Source organism: Herminiimonas sp. KBW02, assembly GCF_003852535.1.
Lineage (GTDB): Bacteria > Pseudomonadota > Gammaproteobacteria > Burkholderiales > Burkholderiaceae_D > Oxalicibacterium.
Genome location: NZ_QAJP01000005.1, coordinates 234931 through 252700, shown reverse-complemented (window position 1 = coordinate 252700; position 17770 = coordinate 234931). Strand labels below are relative to the sequence as shown.

The 17770-nt window shown below is 53.9% G+C and carries 18 protein-coding genes; 10 read left to right on the top strand and 8 right to left on the bottom strand.

Annotated elements, in window-relative coordinates; all coding sequences use genetic code 11:
- Positions 1-72 precede the first annotated feature (72 nt).
- The 4 genes from DBR37_RS10620 (at position 73) to ychF (ending at position 3749) form a co-directional block, all read left to right on the top strand.
- Positions 73-1023, top strand: a complete 951-nt coding sequence (locus DBR37_RS10620) for a ribose-phosphate pyrophosphokinase (RefSeq protein WP_124574445.1) — start codon at positions 73-75, stop codon at positions 1021-1023.
- A gap of 162 nt (positions 1024-1185) precedes the next feature.
- Positions 1186-1806 (top strand): 50S ribosomal protein L25/general stress protein Ctc, encoded by a 621-nt coding sequence (locus DBR37_RS10615; RefSeq protein WP_124574444.1) that lies wholly within the window; start codon positions 1186-1188, stop codon positions 1804-1806.
- Positions 1807-1968: 162 nt separating this feature from the next.
- Entirely contained in the window at positions 1969-2556 is a 588-nt protein-coding gene (pth, locus tag DBR37_RS10610; protein WP_124574443.1) for an aminoacyl-tRNA hydrolase, read from the top strand.
- A gap of 101 nt (positions 2557-2657) precedes the next feature.
- A complete protein-coding gene (ychF, locus tag DBR37_RS10605) occupies positions 2658-3749 on the top strand; it encodes a redox-regulated ATPase YchF (RefSeq protein ID WP_124574442.1) in 1092 nt (363 codons plus the stop codon).
- Between the two features lie 245 nt (positions 3750-3994).
- On the opposite strand, the gene DBR37_RS10600 is transcribed toward ychF, so the two are convergent.
- Positions 3995-5005, bottom strand: coding sequence for a hypothetical protein (locus DBR37_RS10600; RefSeq protein ID WP_124574441.1), 1011 nt, complete (start codon positions 5003-5005; stop codon positions 3995-3997).
- A gap of 721 nt (positions 5006-5726) precedes the next feature.
- Between DBR37_RS10600 and DBR37_RS10595 the strand changes: the two genes are divergently transcribed.
- Together DBR37_RS10595 and DBR37_RS10590 are read left to right on the top strand one after the other, a co-directional pair.
- Entirely contained in the window at positions 5727-6578 is an 852-nt protein-coding gene (locus tag DBR37_RS10595; RefSeq protein ID WP_124574440.1) for an MOSC domain-containing protein, read from the top strand.
- 102 nt (positions 6579-6680) lie between these two features.
- Positions 6681-7772, top strand: coding sequence for a sensor domain-containing diguanylate cyclase (locus tag DBR37_RS10590; RefSeq protein WP_199739097.1), 1092 nt, complete (start codon positions 6681-6683; stop codon positions 7770-7772).
- A gap of 43 nt (positions 7773-7815) precedes the next feature.
- On the opposite strand, the gene DBR37_RS10585 is transcribed toward DBR37_RS10590, so the two are convergent.
- The 5 genes from DBR37_RS10585 to DBR37_RS10565 all read right to left on the bottom strand — a co-directional run bounded on the left by DBR37_RS10585 (position 7816) and on the right by DBR37_RS10565 (position 12210).
- Entirely contained in the window at positions 7816-8079 is a 264-nt protein-coding gene (locus DBR37_RS10585) for a YfhL family 4Fe-4S dicluster ferredoxin (protein WP_124574439.1), read from the bottom strand.
- Positions 8080-8097: 18 nt separating this feature from the next.
- Positions 8098-8583, bottom strand: a complete 486-nt coding sequence (coaD, locus tag DBR37_RS10580) for a pantetheine-phosphate adenylyltransferase (RefSeq protein ID WP_124574438.1) — start codon at positions 8581-8583, stop codon at positions 8098-8100.
- Between the two features lie 145 nt (positions 8584-8728).
- The gene (gene rsmD, locus DBR37_RS10575; protein ID WP_233588343.1) at positions 8729-9388 is read right to left on the bottom strand and encodes a 16S rRNA (guanine(966)-N(2))-methyltransferase RsmD; all 660 of its coding nucleotides are present in this window, start codon (positions 9386-9388) and stop codon (positions 8729-8731) included.
- Positions 9389-9487: 99 nt separating this feature from the next.
- Positions 9488-10801 (bottom strand): pitrilysin family protein, encoded by a 1314-nt coding sequence (locus DBR37_RS10570; RefSeq protein ID WP_124574437.1) that lies wholly within the window; start codon positions 10799-10801, stop codon positions 9488-9490.
- A 38-nt stretch (positions 10802-10839) separates the two neighbouring features.
- Entirely contained in the window at positions 10840-12210 is a 1371-nt protein-coding gene (locus tag DBR37_RS10565) for a pitrilysin family protein (protein WP_124574436.1), read from the bottom strand.
- 91 nt (positions 12211-12301) lie between these two features.
- Between DBR37_RS10565 and ftsY the strand changes: the two genes are divergently transcribed.
- The 4 genes from ftsY to rpoH all read left to right on the top strand — a co-directional run bounded on the left by ftsY (position 12302) and on the right by rpoH (position 16206).
- Positions 12302-13366, top strand: a complete 1065-nt coding sequence (ftsY, locus tag DBR37_RS10560) for a signal recognition particle-docking protein FtsY (protein ID WP_124574435.1) — start codon at positions 12302-12304, stop codon at positions 13364-13366.
- An 8-nt stretch (positions 13367-13374) separates the two neighbouring features.
- Positions 13375-14058, top strand: coding sequence for a cell division ATP-binding protein FtsE (locus DBR37_RS10555; RefSeq protein WP_124574434.1), 684 nt, complete (start codon positions 13375-13377; stop codon positions 14056-14058).
- Positions 14055-14981, top strand: a complete 927-nt coding sequence (gene ftsX, locus DBR37_RS10550) for a permease-like cell division protein FtsX (RefSeq protein WP_124574433.1) — start codon at positions 14055-14057, stop codon at positions 14979-14981. Before DBR37_RS10555 ends, ftsX begins: the two co-directional genes overlap by 4 nt.
- A 328-nt stretch (positions 14982-15309) precedes the next feature.
- Complete coding sequence (rpoH, locus tag DBR37_RS10545) at positions 15310-16206, top strand: RNA polymerase sigma factor RpoH (RefSeq protein WP_124574432.1); 897 nt, start codon at positions 15310-15312, stop codon at positions 16204-16206.
- Between the two features lie 61 nt (positions 16207-16267).
- Here the strand turns inward: rpoH and DBR37_RS10540 are convergent, their stop codons facing one another.
- Together DBR37_RS10540 and cyoE are read right to left on the bottom strand one after the other, a co-directional pair.
- Positions 16268-16861: an SCO family protein gene (locus DBR37_RS10540; protein ID WP_124574431.1), complete on the bottom strand. Its 594-nt coding sequence runs from the start codon at positions 16859-16861 to the stop codon at positions 16268-16270.
- Between the two features lie 4 nt (positions 16862-16865).
- On the bottom strand, positions 16866-17750 hold the full coding sequence (gene cyoE, locus DBR37_RS10535) for a heme o synthase (protein ID WP_124574430.1): 885 nt from the start codon (positions 17748-17750) through the stop codon (positions 16866-16868).
- Between the last annotated feature and the right edge of the window lie 20 nt (positions 17751-17770).

Genomic DNA, 17770 nt, shown 5'->3' with positions numbered 1-17770 from the left:
CGCCAACACAAGACACCATTGTCGAGTTTTGGCGGCTTTCCACCTTTCTAACGACTGCAAGCAGAGATTTCCATGGCACTCGAAAACCTAATGGTTTTTACCGGTAACGCGAATCCGGATCTGGCTTTGGGCGTTGCCAAGCAACTCGGCCTCCCGCTCGGCAAAGCTGTTGTTTCCAAATTTTCCGATGGCGAAATCGTTGTTGAAATCAACGAGAACGTACGCGGCAAAGACGTATTTGTATTGCAATCGACCTGCGCGCCGACCAATGACAACCTGATGGAAATCATGTTGATGGTAGACGCCCTGAAACGTGCATCGGCTGGCCGTATCACCGCCGCCATCCCGTACTACGGTTATGCACGCCAGGATCGCCGCCCACGCTCGGCGCGTGTTGCGATTTCGGCCAAGGTCGTCGCCAATATGTTGCAGGAAGCTGGTGTTGAACGCGTACTGATCATGGATCTGCACGCTGATCAAATCCAGGGCTTCTTCGACATCCCGGTTGATAACATTTACGCATCGCCTATCCTGTTGCGTGACCTGGTTACCAAGAATCATGAAGACCTGCTGGTTGTTTCCCCGGACGTCGGCGGCGTAGTTCGCGCCCGCGCCCTGGCAAAACGCCTGAACTGCGATCTGGCCATCATCGACAAACGCCGCCCTAAAGCGAACGTTTCCGAAGTGATGAACATCATCGGCGAAGTCGAAGGCCGCAACTGCGTGATCATGGATGACATGGTCGACACCGCAGGCACCTTGACCAAGGCAGCAGAAGTATTGAAAGAACGCGGCGCGAAGAAAGTTATCGCTTACTGTACGCACCCGGTTCTGTCCGGCCCTGCGATTGAGCGCATCACGACCTCGCCGCTGGATGAACTGGTCGTCACCGACACCATCCCGCTGACAGAAGCTGCTCGTGCCTGCCCAAAAATTCGCGTGCTGTCCTGCGCTGAATTACTGGCAGAAACCTTCAAGCGCATCAGCACCGGTGATTCCGTGATGTCGATGTTTGCCGACTAAGAACGTTTAAGCTGTGTCGCAAGACACAGGCTGGATGTCAGCGTTGCGTTTCATGCTGATATCCGAAACCGGGGCAGGTTCACTGCCCGCTTTTAAAATCCCCTGGTCGCGGGGGATTTAACCGCAAGATGATTTGTCATCCTGCATATTTGGAGTTTCACCATGAAAGTAATCGCATTTGCACGCAAAGATCTGGGGACCGGAGCGAGCCGCCGCCAGCGCAATGCAGGCCTGACCCCTGGTATCGTCTACGGCGGTACCGCAGCACCAGTAAATATCTCGCTCGACCACAATGCTCTGTACCATGCATTGAAAAAAGAAGCTTTCCACTCGTCGATCCTCGACCTGGAAGTAGATGGCAAAGTAGAACAAGTTCTGTTGCGCGACTTCCAAGTCCACGCATACAAACAACTCGTTTTGCACGCTGACTTCCAACGCGTCGATGCTAAACAAAAGATCCACGTAAAAGTGCCTCTGCACTTCATCAATGCAGAAACATCGCCAGCAGTTAAACTGCACGGCGGCATCATCAGCCACGTTGCTACCGAACTGGACATCACCTGCTTGCCAGGCGCACTGCCAGAATTCGTTGAAGTTGACCTGGCTAAGCTGGAAGTTGGTCACTCGATCCATCTGGCTGACATCAAATTGCCTAAAGGCGTTGCTGCAGTGATCCACGGTGGTGAAGACAACCCGACTATCGCTACCGCTTCGGTTCCTGCCGGTAAAGTCGAAGCAGAAGCTGCTGCCGCAGCGGCTCCAGCAGCTGACGACAAGAAGTAATCAGCAAATACTTGTCCGGCTTTGGTCGGACAATAAAAAACCCGTCCTTGTGGCGGGTTTTTTTACGCTTGTTTTGCGCGCTTTTTTACGCGCTTTTTGCGATAAAGCGGACACAAGCAAGCTACATCCCCGATAATCAGGTTTTCCAATTTTCACGACGCCATGCCCATTCGCCTTATCGTCGGTCTCGGCAACCCAGGCCAGGAATACGAACAAACCCGCCACAACGCCGGCTTCTGGCTGGTCGATCAATTGGCGCGTAATACGCCGCGCTGCAATTTGTCGCGCGAAAGTAAATACAATGCGCTCGCCGCCAAAACCGTGATCGCCGGCCAGGAAGTCTGGCTGCTGGAACCGCAAACCTTCATGAACCGCTCCGGCCAGTCGGTCGGCGCACTCGCACGCTTCTACAAAATCCTGCCGGATGAAGTTCTGGTCGCACACGATGAACTGGACCTGCCGCCTGGCGTCGCCAAACTCAAGAAAGGCGGCTCATCGGGCGGACATAATGGTCTGAAAGACATTACCGCCGCACTCGGCACACAGGATTACTGGCGCTTGCGCATAGGCATAGGCCACCCGCGCACCCTGAACCTGCAACAAGCCGTGGTGGACTTCGTATTGCACCGCCCACGCAAGGAAGAACAGCCGCTGATCGACGAAGCCATTGCCAAAAGCCTGGATATCATCCCCATGCTGTGCGAAGGAAAATTCGAAGCAGCCACCATGCAACTGCATACCAACAAGTAATTCCGCAACACGCCGTCCGGCAGCGCAAGTCTTAAATCCCGGCAAGCGGTGCCGGTACGGTAAAATAGCGGGTTAATTCACATCTCAGCAAAGCACATATCATGAGTCTCAAATGCGGCATCGTCGGCCTGCCTAACGTCGGCAAATCCACCCTTTTCAATGCCCTCACGAAAGCCGGCATCCCTGCTGAGAACTATCCGTTCTGCACCATCGAGCCTAACGTCGGCATGGTCGAAGTACCTGACCCGCGTCTGCAGGCTCTGGCAGAAATCGTGAAACCTGAACGCATCCTCCCTGCCACCGTCGAATTCGTCGACATCGCAGGTCTGGTCGCCGGCGCATCCAAAGGCGAAGGCCTGGGCAATCAATTCCTCGCGCACATCCGCGAAACCGATGCCATCGTCAATGTCGTACGCTGCTTTGAAGACGACAACGTGATTCACGTCGCAGGCAAGATCAATCCACTCGACGACATCGAAGTCATTCAGACCGAACTGGCGCTGGCCGACATGGGCACCGTCGAAAAAGCCATCCATCGCGAAAACAAAAAAGCACGCTCCGGCGACAAGGATGCGTCCAAACTGGTCGCCCTGCTGGAACGCATCATGCCGCACCTGGACGAAGCCAAACCAGTGCGCGCCATGGGCCTGGACAAGGAAGAAATGGAATTGATCAAGCCACTGTGCCTGATCACCGCCAAGCCAGCGATGTACGTCGGCAACGTGTCGGACTCCGGCTTCACCGACAATCCGCTGCTGGACGCACTGACCGCCTACGCCAAGTCGCAGAATGCACCCGTTGTCGCGATTTGCGCTGCGATCGAATCCGAAATCGCCGACCTGGACGAAGCCGACAAAAAAGAATTCCTGGCCGACATGGGCATGGAAGAACCTGGCCTGGATCGCCTGATCCGCGCTGGCTTCAAACTGTTGGGCTTACAAAGCTACTTCACCGCAGGCGTGAAGGAAGTACGCGCCTGGACCATCCCGGTCGGCGCCACTGCACCGCAAGCTGCAGGCGTCATCCACACCGATTTCGAACGCGGCTTCATCCGTGCGCAAACCATTTCCTACGAAGACTACATCACCTACAAGGGTGAAAACGGTGCGAAAGAAGCTGGCAAAATGCGCGCTGAAGGCAAGGAATACATCGTCAAGGATGGCGATGTACTGAACTTCCTGTTCAACGTTTAACGGCTGCTGCTCAAATCCCAGTGAAACTTGTAAAAGTTTACTGGGCCATAAAACTCCGCCGCCTCATAGAGTTGCGGCAAACAACAGGAAGCATCGAGCATTCCTATTGTTTGCCGAATTCCAAAAACGGGGACAGGTTGGGGATACCAAGTTCAAGAGTGCAGCAGTTTTTACCCTCACTCGAGCGACGAGAGATGTCCGAGAACCTACTGACAGAATGCGGCATTGGCTTTCGCCATGAGATGCTAAAGAGTGTTATCTGGGTGGTCTATTTTTTTCCAAACTCCACCATCAAGTCTGAGCAGAAATTTATCCGCCACAACCCAAAACACCCGCTTGCTAGAATCTAGCGCCTGTACAGTGAAATAATGGGGCAATTCAGGCAACCCAAAGTCCACACTCCTTATCTTCGACTCCTCTGCCTGAAATAATCCCACAGCCGTTCCTACGTAAACAGCCCCATTGAATTTTTGAACGGTCCAAAAATTCAGATCGTTTCGCCCAATTGCGAAGTGACGAAATCCATCCCTGGCATTCCCCATCAAAAGTGTTCCGCTATGACCGCAAACGTAGACCTCATCTGGAGAATGGCAATGTATGTAGTGTAGGTGTTGTCGGGTTGGGGCACTTAAATCATGCCAAGATTTACCATCCCAATGAACAATTTTTCCATTATTACCGCAGACATATATATCGTTCTCGGACACTCCAGCGATGTGCTCAAAGTTACAAATTGCACTTATTCTTTTTGTTAAATTTAAAATATCTTGAGGCTGCTCTTGCGCCTCAGAGCCAATAAAGGATCGAAGATTTTGTAAGGCGGCGCTGAAAATCTCCGTAGCAATTTGCACCCAACCGCCATCGTCGCGTCGATAGATACGACCCACTGCACCACACGCATACACTCTATTGCCTATATGGCTAATGGCCGCGAAAGTTAAGCCATCATCTCGATTATCCTCAGCCCCATATGCCGGAATTTCTTCTTCTATTATTTCCGTCGAGTTGAATAATTGGAATTTTCCGTAGTCACTCAGGGCGCCGCATGCTCTAGCAAGACCGTCTGATCCGGGTCTAAGTGCCATCGAAATAATCGTGCGATCAGCAATGTCATGATGCATCCAAAGCATTTTGGATGACAAGTTTAGGATGAATATCCTCGTAAATTCAGTATCAGGATCAAACTCATCCAAGAACGAAGCGACACAAAAAATATCATCACTGACCGCGCATCCATGCCCAAAAGAGATGGGCATCTGTTTCTTTCCTCGCATTATTTTGTCCTATTGGCACTATCCATTCCAGATTAGTTATGGCGAATGCCGTCATAACTCCTTGAACTTCTAATAATCCAAGAAGTGGAATACTTGGTGGATTACCTGCCTTGACTGCTTTTGCAGCAATTTCTTTCGCAGCTTTGAGCTAGTCTCGACGTGCATCTTGCACAACCGCGTTCGATGGCTGAAATAGTCTGGCTGTCTGTGCATCGCGGCTTCATCATGCTATAGAGCTCTTCAACGAGAAAATTCTACTTCTGGCTAGGATGCTTTTGCGGAAGGACTATCTACCTTTGGAATGGAGTTTTAAAAAATGCATACTCCCCATGTACCGGGCACTCACAAAGGTCACCAGACACATGGAAAGATAAACTTAAAGAGAGATTACTCCGCCCCACCACCGATGAGCTCACGACGGCGAGCTTTGAATAAGGCAGCTAAACAGGCAGCCATGAACCAGCCCATGCGTAAAAGCTTTAGACCACTGCTCGTCAATGGTGGGCACTGAAAACCGTCACCTAATGGAAACACCTGCAAATGTCCCGATATCGCTCCGTTGCAGGCATGCTAGAATTTCTGCATTAAGCAAGAATCACACAATTGCCACATAGCTGACACCTAATAGCTCCCACATTTGCTCAGGATCATGTCTCGCCATTCGCCGGAACTGGCGACACATCTCCCTATACCCTACTGATCCATGCCCATCCTCACCGAACTGAATCTCTACCCCATCAAATCCTGCGCCGGTATTTCGCTGCGCGAAGCAACGCTCACAGAAGCAGGTTTGATGAGCGAACAGATTTATGACCGTGAATGGATGATCGTCGATGAAAACGGCGATGCACTGACGCAGCGCGAATATCCAAAGATGGCCTTGATCGCTCCACGCATCAAGGCCGATACGCTGGAATTACGCGCACCCGGCATGCTGCGCCTGGAAGTACCGCTCGGTCTGCCCGATCCGGAAGACGAAAAACGCATCCGTGTACAAGTCTGGGACGACCAGCTTGAAGCCTATGATTGCGATGACACCACCGCGCTGTGGTTCTCGAACGCACTCGGTGTGAAATGCCGCCTGGTACGTTTTCATCCGGATGCAACACGTTATTCGAGCAAAAAATGGACGAATGACGCCGAAGTACCGGTACTGTTCTCCGACGGTTACCCGATGCTGGTCATCGGCACAGGTTCACTCGAAGACCTGAATGAAAAGCTGGTCGCACAAGGTCGCAACCCGGTTCCGATGAACCGCTTCCGCCCGAATCTGGTGTTCAGCGACATCGCACCGTTTGAAGAAGACCTGGCCGAGGTTTACCAATTTACCGCCGCTGCCCTGAAACCGGTCAAGCCTTGTCCGCGCTGCCCGTTACCATCGGTCGATCAGGCCACTGGTGAATTTGGCCCAGACCCGCTGGATATCCTCGGCACTTACCGCGCCAACCCAAAAGTCGATGGCAGCATTACCTTCGGCATGAATGCCGTCGTGCTCAACGGTGCAGGTACGGTTTTGCGCGTCGGCCAAAATGTGAGCGTCGATCCGGTTTTCTGACGCGCACAAAAATTGCTATGAAGTAAGCATCAAGGTAGTATGCAGCACGTTATTACTGCGTCCTGATTACTACTTCCCTACCGCCGCCCTGACCTGACATCGATGTCTAACAAGCTGGTTACTGAAAATTCGCAGTTGCGCACCCAACTGAAATTGTTGCTGGAGCAGGCGCATCGCAATCAGCAAATCATGCAGCGCTATCAGGAATTCGACCTGAAGTTCATCGGCGCGAATACCTTCCAGGAATTGATAGACAGTGTCTTTGACACGCTGACCGAAGCATCGGAGCTCGATGTAATCACGCTCTCGCTGATCGATCCTGCGGCGGAAATCCGCCGCATCCTGAGTGACCTGCGCATCGATATCAGCGACTATCCAAACCTATTGTTCGTCGAAGAAAAGGATGGCGTCGGTGAGATCGCGCATCCGGCCCGCAAGCCATCGCTCGGACCGTACAACACCATGCAACACCGCCGCCTGTTTCCGGATACGGTACTGAAGCCGGCCAGCGTTGCCATTCTGCCGTTGATACGCCGTAACACCCTGATCGGCTGGCTCAGCCTGGGCAGCCTCGACCCGACGCGCTTCACTGCGAATATGGCGAGCGATTTCTTGCAGCATCGCGCATCCATCGTCGCCATCTGTGTAGAAAACGTCATTAACAACGAACGCCTGCAGCACATAGGTCTGACCGACCCGTTAACCGGCGTCAACAACCGGCGCTATGTGGAACGCCGCCTGCTGGAAGAAGTCGGGCGCACGCAAAGACATGGCTACGCCTTGTCCGCCATGTATATCGACCTCGACCACTTCAAGAAAGTGAACGACAACTTCGGACATCAGGGTGGCGATGAAGTCTTGTGCGAGGTGGCGAACCGCATCAAGGCTGAATTGCGCCTGAGCGATGCACTTGGTCGTTTCGGTGGCGAAGAATTTGTCGTGCTGCTGATAGATGCACCGCTGGATGCGGCGCTGGTGGTGGCCGAGCGCATACGCGCCAGTGTGAACGGCCGCCCTATCGCGCTCAACAGTGGGGAGGAACTGCACGCCACCGTCTCAATAGGCGTGGCCAGTGTAAATACGGCGGATAAACAGGAAAGCTCCGCTGTCGCCCAGCAATTACTCGCCAAGGCCGATCTCGCGCTGTATCAGGCCAAGAAAGCCGGACGTAACAAAGTCATGAGTACAGACTGAACAAACAAGAATAAAAAAGGGACCGTAAGGTCCCTTCGTTTTATCAGGAAGCGGTTTTAAGTTCCGCCTGCAAACGTTCGTATTTGGCCTGCAACTCTTCCTTGCTCTCGCGCCATTCCGGATTGAACGGAATGCAGCTGACCGGGCAAACCTGCTGACATTGCGGCTCGTCGAAGTGACCGACGCATTCAGTACATTTGGTAGGATCGATCTCGTAGATCTCCTGCCCCATGTAAATCGCATCGTTCGGGCACTCAGGCTCGCATACGTCGCAATTAATACACTCATCAGTAATCAGCAGAGCCATAACAAACTTAATTCCTGATTAACGCTGTGACGCGATTTTCTCTTTCAGCCATTTATCGACCGACGGGAAAACAAACTTCGACACATCACCGCCGAGGGTGGCGATCTCACGCACTATCGTACCAGAGATGAACTGATACTGATCGGACGGGGTCAGGAACAGGGTTTCCACGTCTGGCAGCAAGTAGCGATTCATGCCTGCCATCTGGAATTCATATTCAAAGTCAGAGACCGCACGCAAACCACGCACAATCACACGCGCATCATGACGACGCACGAAATCTTTCAGCAAACCGGAAAAACTTTCGACATGCACATTCGGATAGTGGCCGAGGACTTCATTGGAAATCGTCAGGCGCTCTTCGAGCGAAAAGAAAGGTTTCTTGTTGCGGCTGTCGGCAACACCGACGATCAACTTATCAAACAGACCCGATGCACGACGTACCAGGTCTTCATGACCGCGCGTCAGTGGATCGAATGTTCCAGGATAGATGGCTGTAACCATTTTGGCTCCGTAGGGTGGCTTGGTTCTCAGCTCGCGGAAAGCACGCGGCGCATGCGCCGGATGAGTAGCAAAGAGTGATGTTTTGCTGCTAGTTTCTACACAACGCGCCAGGGCGTTATGGACACCGCAAATAACTGAAAGCGCATTATGCCTGAACTTCGGGCAATTTTTTTGATTGCAAAAGATGGTAAAAAACCATGCCGGCATTATCGGCCCGGATAATTTCCCAATCCGCCAGCCATGCCGGCGGCGTATCCGTGACCAGGGATTCCTCGGATTCGACGTAAACGATGCCGTCTTTAGCCAGCAGTTGCGCGCAGCCAGGCAGCATTTTTTCCAGCCAGTTCTGGTGGTAAGGCGGATCCAGGAAGATCAGGTCGAATTTGGCCGCATTGCGCGCCATACCTTGCGTTGCCATTAATGCATCACCGCGCACTATGCTGAGTTGTTCGGCACGCAGTTTTTCTTTGGTTGCTTCCAGTTGCCGTACCGCCGGGGTATGCATTTCCACCATGACAACTTGCGCCGCACCGCGGCTGGCAGCCTCAAAACCCAGTACACCTGTGCCGGCAAACAGATCCAGGCACTTCATGCGACTCCAGCTGCCATCTATCAGGTGATTAATCCAGTTGAATACTGTTTCCCGTACACGGTCCGGCGTCGGGCGCAAACCCTCTACATCCAGCACTGGCAAGGGTGTGCGTTTCCACTGCCCGCCTATGATGCGCACCTGGTGCGTCATGGTCGGGCGTGGCTTGTGCGCAGGTTTTTTAGGTGCTGGTTTGGAACTAGGCTTCTTGGGCATGGCGGGCAACGGCGGGCGGGATCGGCCGTGGAAAAGTATTTGCAGCGTGGATTGTAATGAGTACAACCCACGCGCGCCAGTACGTTTGCTGCCGGAGGCTTATTTATCGGCAGCACCGACTACAACTGTTGCCAATTTATCCAACTGTATCTTGCGCTGGAAAGCGGCCTTGATTTCAGCTGCCGTCACCTTGCTGACCTTGTCGGTCCAGGTATCCAGGTAATCCAGCGGCAAGTCGTAAAAACCGATCGCGGCTATGTTTTCCAATATCTTTTTGTTGCTGTCGATACGCAATGCAAAGCCACCCACCAGATTATCTTTGGCTGCCTTCAGCTCTGCAGGCGTCGGGCCGTCGCGCAAGTAGTCGGCAACCGTAGAACGCACCACTTGCAAAGCTTCATTCGCCTGTTCTTTCTTGGTCTGCAGGGAAATCTGGAACGGACCAGGCTGCGCCATAGGAATGAAGTAGCTGCTGACGCCATATGTCAGGCCGCGCTGTTCACGCACTTGCTGCATCAGACGCGAAACAAAACCGCCGCCACCCAATACATAGTTGCCAACCGTTAACGCGAAATGATCAGGATCGTGCCGTGCCATCCCAGGCATGCCGATCAGAATATGCGCCTGTGTCGCCTGATGCGCAATCCGCTCTTCCTGCCCCGGCGCGATCACTACCGGCGGCAAAGCTGGCAACGGCGCACCTTGCGGCAAACGCTGTGTCAGTTGCTGCGCGATCTGATCAGCCTCGGCGCGCGTCACATCGCCGATCAGGGCAACAACTGCACGATTAGCGACATAGTATTGCCGATGAAAAGCCAGCAAGTCGTCACGCGTAATCGCTGCTATCGAGGCAACATCAGGCTGCTGTCCATATGGATGGTTGCCATACAGACGTTTGCTGAAGGCCTTGCCGGCAATGGCTTCCGGCTTGGTCAGGCTTTCCTTGATGGCGGCAATGGTACGTGCCTTGTCACGCGTCAGGATTTCTTCAGGGAAGCTCGGATAGGCCAGTACGCGAGCCAGCAAGGACACCGCCGTCTCACGCTCCGTCACCAGCGTACGCAAAGTCGCACCCGCCCGGTCATCGTCGAGGCGACCACCGCGTTGTGCCGCAGTATCGGCGAAAGCATCGGAAATTTGCGCCTCATTCAGGGCCGCTTCATTGCCCGTCGGCGCTGCATGTATGCCGCGCGCCAGCATGGCACTGGTCAACGCGGCGGTACCGGATTTACCGGCCGGATCACGACGGGAACCGGCGTCAAAATCGACACTGACATCCAGCATCGGTATCGTGTGGTTTTCGACAAAGAGGACGCGCGCACCATTGCTCAAGGTCCACGACTGTATCTGCAAGGCGGCATACGAAGCATTGCACGCGACACACAGTACAACGCTGCTAATAATTTTTAACATCTAGACTCCGGATTTCTATAGGTAGATAGCTTGCATACTTAGTGACGCAAACCAGCAGGCGCAGCGGCTGGTTTTTTCTCAGTCACCGGCAACGGCACCAGCGTGCCTACCGTCAACGCATCATCGCCAAAATATTTCTGCGCCACCGCCTGCACCTGCTGCGGTGTCACCGCGCGTAATTTTTCAATCACACGATCGGTATCTTTATAAGAGAAGCCGGACATTTCCATCACGCCGATTTCCATCGCCTGACCGAAGACAGAATCACGCTTGTAAATCTGGCTCGCGATCAATTGGGTTTTCACGCGTTTCAACTCGGCTTCCGAAACGCCTTCATTAGCGACGCGCTCAACTTCGGCACGCAAGAGTTTTTCCAATTGTTCCGTCGTAGTACCTTGCGCAGGTGTGCCATCGAGGATGAACAGCACCGGGCCACGCGAGATTCCCGAGTACGACGCGCCCACATCATTCGCTACCCGATCAGTACGTACCAGCTTCGCGCTCAGGCGTGCGTTGTCATAGCCATCAAGCACGGCTGACAGTACATCCAGCGCATATGCATCGTCGTCCTTCGCAATATCCCGCAAGGCAGGTACCTTGAACGCCAGCACCACATATGGATTTTCCGCTGGCGCCTTGACTGTCACGCGCTTGATGCCCTCTTGCGGTGGCTCGTTTTGCGGACGGGTACGGGTCAGTGTTTTGGCCGGATAGGAGCCGAAATACTTTTCTGCCAAAGCGAATACCTTCTTCGGCTCGACATCACCTGAGACCACCATCGTTGCATTGTTCGGTGCATACCAGGTGTCGTGCCAGGCTTTGACATCATGCGCGGTCATATTCTGCAGATCGTCCATCCAGCCTATGATGGGATTACGGTAAGGATGGACGGCATAGGTTGTAGCCGACAAGGCTTCATATAATTTGGAGGTCGGCTGGTCGTCGGTGCGCAGGCGGCGCTCTTCCATCACAACGCGGATTTCCTTGGCGAATTCATTCTTATCCACCACCAGGTTCGCCATGCGATCCGCTTCCAGCGCCATCACGGCTTCCAGCTTGGATTTCTCGATTTGCTGGAAATAAGCGGTGTAATCCTTGCTGGTAAAGGCATTTTCGCGGCCGCCCAGCTGAGCGACGCGTTTGCTGAACTCGCCCGGCTTCAGCTTCTTCGTGCCTTTGAACATCATGTGTTCCAGCGCATGGGCGACGCCGGTCACGCCATTACGCTCATCCACCGAACCGACCCGGTACCAGACCATATGGGCAACCGTCGGTGCCCGATGATCTTCATTGACGATGATCTTCATGCCATTTTTCAGCGTGAACTCTTCAGTTTGTGCGGCATTTGCCCACAAGGGGGTCAAAACGACGGAAGCCGCCAACAGCAATGTTCTGATACTCAATTTCATGACCTTCGCTCTGATAGAATACGACGATTGTATCCGCTTACCTGCAACATACCGGCAAGCGCCTCTGACCGCTGTTCTGACTCCACTCGAGATGTTTAGTTTCTTTAAGAAAAAACCGCAAGAACCCGCACCCGCTCCGCAAGCGCCGGCCACCCCGGCGAGCGTAGAAGCAGTCGTTCCCGTCCCGGCGCCACAGGAAGCCGCCCCTGTCGCGGAAGTACCGGCTGAAATCGTTGCCGCCGTCACGCCGGTCGAGCAAAAGCAATCGTGGATGGCGCGCCTCAAAGTCGGCCTGTCCAAAACTTCGTCCAACCTGACCACCCTGTTCGTCGGCGCCAAGATTGATGACGACCTGTACGAAGAGCTGGAATCGGCCTTGCTGGTATCAGACGCCGGCGTAGATGCGACGCATTTTTTGCTGGACGCTCTCAAACGCAAGGTCAAGAATGAAAAGCTGACCGAAGCCGAGCAGGTGAAAACCGCCTTGCGCAGTCTGCTGCTGGAAATGCTGACTCCGTTGCAAAAACCACTGGTACTGGGCCAGCACCAGCCGCTGGTCATGATGATCACAGGCGTCAACGGTGCCGGCAAGACCACCACCATAGGCAAACTGGCCAAGCATTTGCAAGCACACAATCAATCGGTACTGCTGGCCGCCGGCGACACATTCCGCGCCGCAGCGCGCGAACAACTGACGGTATGGGGCCAGCGCAACAACGTTACCGTCATCGCGCAGGAGTCCGGCGATCCGGCCGCCGTAGCTTTCGACGCCGTGCATTCGGCGCAGGCGCGCGGCACCAATGTGGTTATGGTCGATACCGCCGGTCGCCTGCCTACCCAGCTCCACCTGATGGAAGAGCTGAAGAAGATCAAACGCGTGATGGCCAAAGGTATGGCTACAGCACCACATGAAATCCTGCTCATCATCGATGGCAACACAGGACAAAATGCGCTGACGCAGGTCAAAGCCTTCGACGATGCGCTCGGCCTGACCGGTCTGGTTGTCACCAAACTCGACGGCACGGCAAAAGGCGGCGTACTGGCCGCAATTGCACGAGCCCGCCCTATCCCGGTCTACTTCATCGGCGTCGGCGAACAGATCGAAGATTTACAACCTTTCAATGCACAGGAATTTGTAGAAGCTCTCTTGGGCTAAACACATCGATGATTGAATTCCGCCAAGTATCAAAAAAATATACGCAAAACGTCACCGCACTGGCTGACATCAGCCTGTCGGTTGGTAAAGGTGAGCTGGTCTTCCTCGCCGGCCCATCCGGCGCAGGCAAATCGACACTGCTGAAACTAATCGCCGCGATGGAACGCCCGACCCAGGGTTCGGTCATCGTCAGCGGTCACGACATCAGCCACATCAAGACCTCCGGCCTGCCCTATTTGCGCCGTAACCTCGGCCTGATTTTCCAGCAGCAACGCCTGCTGGCAGATCGCAGCGTACTGGCCAATGTCATGTTGCCGCTGATCGTCTGCGGCGCGTCAAAGCCGGACGCCGAGCGCCGTGCCCGCGCCGCGCTGGATAAGGTCGGTTTGCTGGATATGGCCAATTCCGGGCCGCTTACCCTGTCCGGTGGTGAACAGCAACGCGTGGCGATCGCACGCGCCATCGTCAACCGTCCGCAAATCATCCTGGCCGACGAACCGACCGCCAACCTGGATCGCGCCGCCGCGAACAAGGTACTGGATGCGCTGAAAGCCTTCCACTCGGTCGGCGTCACCTGCCTGATCTCCACTCACGATGAACAATTCCTCGATACCGCGACCCGCGTGATTTATCTCGATCATGGCCGAATTATTGAAAGCTGGCGCCGCACAGCAGCACAGGAGCCTGCATGAATAGCTGGCTCAGACATCATGGCTTCGCGCTTGGCGACGCCTTCCGTCACTTGTTCAAAACCCCGGGCAATTTCCTGCTGAATGTACTGGTCGTATCGATCGCCCTGGCCTTGCCGTTTGCCGGCATGACCTTGCTGGAAAACGTGCGTCCGGTATCAGAGCAATTGGCGGTAGAACCGGAAATCAGCGTCTTCATGGCGATGGATACCTCGCGTGAACGCGCCACTGCCATCGCCCCGGAAATCCGTCGTATCGCGCAGGATGCCAAGCATCCGGTCAAACTGGAATTCATTCCGCGTGAAAAAGCACTTAGTACTCTGAAGAACAAAACCGGACTGGACGATGCCATCTCGACGCTGGGTGCCAATCCATTGCCAGATGCCTATGTCGTCAAAATGACCGGTTTCCAGAACGATGACGATGCGAAGAAAATCAAAACCATAGTCGGCAAACTGCAAGCCATCAATGGCGTCGAATACGTACAAATGGATTCGGCCTGGGTTGAACGCCTGGCGGCCCTGCTGCAAGTCATGCGTCTGATCCTGATATTCCTGGCGACGACGCTGGGCGTAGTGGTGGTCGCAGTCGTATTCAATACCATCCGCCTGCAAGTCATGACGCAACGCGAAGAAATCGAAGTGTCGCGTCTGGTTGGCGCCACCGACTCATTCATCTGCCGTCCGTTCTATTACACCGGTGCCTTGCTCGGCCTGATCGCCGGTGGCGTGGCATTGATCGCGGTAGCGCTGGCCCTGAATCCGCTGAACACGGCTATCGCTGATTTCGCCCGTCTCTACGCTTCGGAATTCCGGCTCGCCCCGCTGGATCTGGTGCCGACGCTGATTTTGTTGGCTGCCAGTGCTTTCCTAGGCTTGTTAGGTGCCCTGCTTTCCGTACAGAGACATCTGGCACGACTGCATTAAGGGCCATGTGAGCACACACTGACCCGCATATGCGCCTGTGCTACATCGCAAATAAAAAAGGACCTGTACAGGTCCTTTTTTATTTCTCCAAAGAAATGAAAATCTTCGTCAAAATTGCCTTACACACGCAACTTCTGGGTAAGAATCCTCTCTAATCCCTGTAAGAAAAGAGCAATAATGATTAAAAAAGCAATAGTGTTTAAGCTATCGCTTCAATAAAAACCGCTCATTAGCACTCATTTCAAGAGAGTGCTAATATAGCTATTCAAAAGCAGTTTAGTTCACAGAAACAAATTGGTTTCTGACTGAAACTTAGCAAGGAGAACGCATGAAAGCAGTATCTGCATCAACCGCATTAGTTCCCAACAGCAACATGCTGGCATTGGGTTTCTCTGGTGCGCTGGGCAATATTGACGCTTACATCTCGGCGGTCAATCGCCTCCCTATGCTCACGCACGAAGAAGAAATGTCTTTGGCGCGTCGCCTGCGCGACGAGAACGATCTCGGCGCAGCGCAAAAACTGGTGCTCTCGCATCTGCGTCTGGTCGTCTCGATCGCCCGCGGCTATCTGGGCTATGGCCTGCCGCACGCAGACTTGATCCAGGAAGGCAATATCGGTTTGATGAAAGCCGTGAAACGTTTCGACCCGGATCAGGGCGTACGTCTGGTTTCGTATTCGATGCATTGGATCAAGGCAGAAATGCATGAATACATCCTGAAAAACTGGCGCCTGGTGAAAGTCGCGACGACCAAAGCGCAACGCAAATTGTTCTTCAATCTGCGCAGCCATAAAACCGGTCTGGATTCGATGACACCGGATCAAGTCGACGAGCTGGCGAAAACGCTGAACGTCAAACGGGAAGAAGTCATCGAGATGGAAACCCGTCTGTCCGGACGCGATATCGCTCTGGAAGCACCGACCGACGACGAAGACGACAAGTTTGCGCCTATCGCTTACCTGTCCTCCGATATGCAGGAGCCAACCAAAGTGCTGGAATCGCAGCAATTTGATCGCCTGCAAACCGAAGGCTTGTCGAATGCACTGGGCAAACTGGATGCGCGTTCGCGTCGCATCGTCGAAGCGCGCTGGCTTGCGAACGATGATGGTTCAGGTGCAACGCTGCATGAATTGGCAGATGAGTTCGGCGTATCGGCTGAACGTATCCGTCAGATCGAAGCAGTCGCATTGAAGAAAATGAAAGGCTCGCTGACTGCTTACGCTTAAGTAGTCATCAGCAGCAAACAAAAAAGGCGCTCCTCGGAGCGCCTTTTTTTATGTCTGGTCTTTACGTCTTGTCTGCCAGCAAAGTCTTCAAATCCTGCACGATAGGATCTATGCCCTGCCCGTGACGGATGAACAAACGGATGCGGCCTTGCGGATCAAACACATAGCTGCCCGCAGTGTGATCGACGGTATAGCTGCCCGGCGTCTTGCCCGGCACCTTTTGGTAAAACACTTTGAATTCCTTCGCGACCTTCTCGGTCTCGGCCAGATCACCACGCAAGCCGAGGAAACGCGGGTCGAAAGCCGGTACATATTGCGCCAGCAAGGCCGCCGTATCGCGTTCAGGATCAACCGTGACAAACAGTACCTGTACGCGATCCGCATCCGGACCCAGCGCCTTCATCACGTTAGACATTTCCATCATGGTGGTCGGACACACGTCAGGACATTGCGTGAAGCCAAAGAACACGACGACAGCCTTGCCCTTGAAATCGGCCAGCGTACGCAGCTTACCGTTATGGTCATGCAGCGAAAATTCCTTCGCATAACCCAGGCCAGTCAGGTCGGTGTTATTAAAAACTTGCTTGGGTTTATCGCTGCAAGCAGTCAAAGCAAATAACGCGGCACAAATTACCAGGAGGGAACGGAAGCGCATGTTTTCAGAATCTCAGATAGTGATCGACCAGCAGGGCCGCAAACAGCAGGGACAGATAGATGATCGAATAAGCGAACATCTTGCGCGCAATCATATCGGTGTAATGGCGATAAACCTGCCATGCATACCAAACGAAAATAGCATCCAGAATAGCGACCGACACCAGGTAGATCAGGCCGCTCATGCCGACCGCAAACGGCAACATGGTGGTGGCAACCAGAGCAATCGTGTACAGCCAGATATGGAATTGGGTGAACTCGGTACCATGCGTGACCGGCAACATCGGCAAACCCGATTTCGCATATTCATCGCGGCGGTACAAGGCCAGCGCCCAGAAGTGCGGCGGCGTCCAGATGAAGATAATGAGTACCAGGATCCAGGCTTGCATAGGCAAATCATTGGCCACCGCAGCCCAGCCCAATGCCGGCGGCATCGCACCGGACAAGCCACCGATCACGATATTCTGCGGCGTCGCCGGTTTCAGGATGATGGTGTAAATCACCGCGTAACCGACAAAGGTGGCAAAGGTCAGCCACATCGTCAAAGGATTCACGAAGTTATACAGCACCCACATACCTGCGCCGCCGATCACACCTGAAAACACCAATGTTTGCAGTACGGTAATTTCACCGCGCGCCATCGGACGGCGTGCAGTGCGCGCCATGCGCGAATCGATCTCACGCTCGACCAGACAGTTGATCGCGAATGCTGCACCCGCCAGCAACCAGATACCGATCGTTGCCGCCACGACTATCTTCCAGTCAGGCAACTCAGGTGTCGCCAGGAACATGCCGATCACGGCGCAAAAAACTGCCAGCTGCGTTACACGCGGCTTGGTCAGGGCCCAATACTGGGCGATACGGTTCGGAGAGGCAGTCAGAGTAGTCATGCGTAGTCGTTGGGTACAGC

Excerpts from the sequence above, each read along its gene's own strand:
- DBR37_RS10620 (WP_124574445.1), top strand. The coding sequence starts at position 73 with ATGGCACTCGAAAACCTAATGGTTTTTACCGGTAACGCGAATCCGGAT.
- DBR37_RS10615 (WP_124574444.1), top strand. The coding sequence starts at position 1,186 with ATGAAAGTAATCGCATTTGCACGCAAAGATCTGGGGACCGGAGCGAGC.
- pth (WP_124574443.1), top strand. The coding sequence starts at position 1,969 with ATGCCCATTCGCCTTATCGTCGGTCTCGGCAACCCAGGCCAGGAATAC.
- ychF (WP_124574442.1), top strand. The coding sequence starts at position 2,658 with ATGAGTCTCAAATGCGGCATCGTCGGCCTGCCTAACGTCGGCAAATCC.
- DBR37_RS10600 (WP_124574441.1), bottom strand. The coding sequence starts at position 5,005 with ATGCCCATCTCTTTTGGGCATGGATGCGCGGTCAGTGATGATATTTTT.
- DBR37_RS10595 (WP_124574440.1), top strand. The coding sequence starts at position 5,727 with ATGCCCATCCTCACCGAACTGAATCTCTACCCCATCAAATCCTGCGCC.
- DBR37_RS10590 (WP_199739097.1), top strand. The coding sequence starts at position 6,681 with ATGTCTAACAAGCTGGTTACTGAAAATTCGCAGTTGCGCACCCAACTG.
- DBR37_RS10585 (WP_124574439.1), bottom strand. The coding sequence starts at position 8,079 with ATGGCTCTGCTGATTACTGATGAGTGTATTAATTGCGACGTATGCGAG.
- coaD (WP_124574438.1), bottom strand. The coding sequence starts at position 8,583 with ATGGTTACAGCCATCTATCCTGGAACATTCGATCCACTGACGCGCGGT.
- rsmD (WP_233588343.1), bottom strand. The coding sequence starts at position 9,388 with ATGCCCAAGAAGCCTAGTTCCAAACCAGCACCTAAAAAACCTGCGCAC.
- DBR37_RS10570 (WP_124574437.1), bottom strand. The coding sequence starts at position 10,801 with ATGTTAAAAATTATTAGCAGCGTTGTACTGTGTGTCGCGTGCAATGCT.
- DBR37_RS10565 (WP_124574436.1), bottom strand. The coding sequence starts at position 12,210 with ATGAAATTGAGTATCAGAACATTGCTGTTGGCGGCTTCCGTCGTTTTG.
- ftsY (WP_124574435.1), top strand. The coding sequence starts at position 12,302 with ATGTTTAGTTTCTTTAAGAAAAAACCGCAAGAACCCGCACCCGCTCCG.
- DBR37_RS10555 (WP_124574434.1), top strand. The coding sequence starts at position 13,375 with ATGATTGAATTCCGCCAAGTATCAAAAAAATATACGCAAAACGTCACC.
- ftsX (WP_124574433.1), top strand. The coding sequence starts at position 14,055 with ATGAATAGCTGGCTCAGACATCATGGCTTCGCGCTTGGCGACGCCTTC.
- rpoH (WP_124574432.1), top strand. The coding sequence starts at position 15,310 with ATGAAAGCAGTATCTGCATCAACCGCATTAGTTCCCAACAGCAACATG.
- DBR37_RS10540 (WP_124574431.1), bottom strand. The coding sequence starts at position 16,861 with ATGCGCTTCCGTTCCCTCCTGGTAATTTGTGCCGCGTTATTTGCTTTG.
- cyoE (WP_124574430.1), bottom strand. The coding sequence starts at position 17,750 with ATGACTACTCTGACTGCCTCTCCGAACCGTATCGCCCAGTATTGGGCC.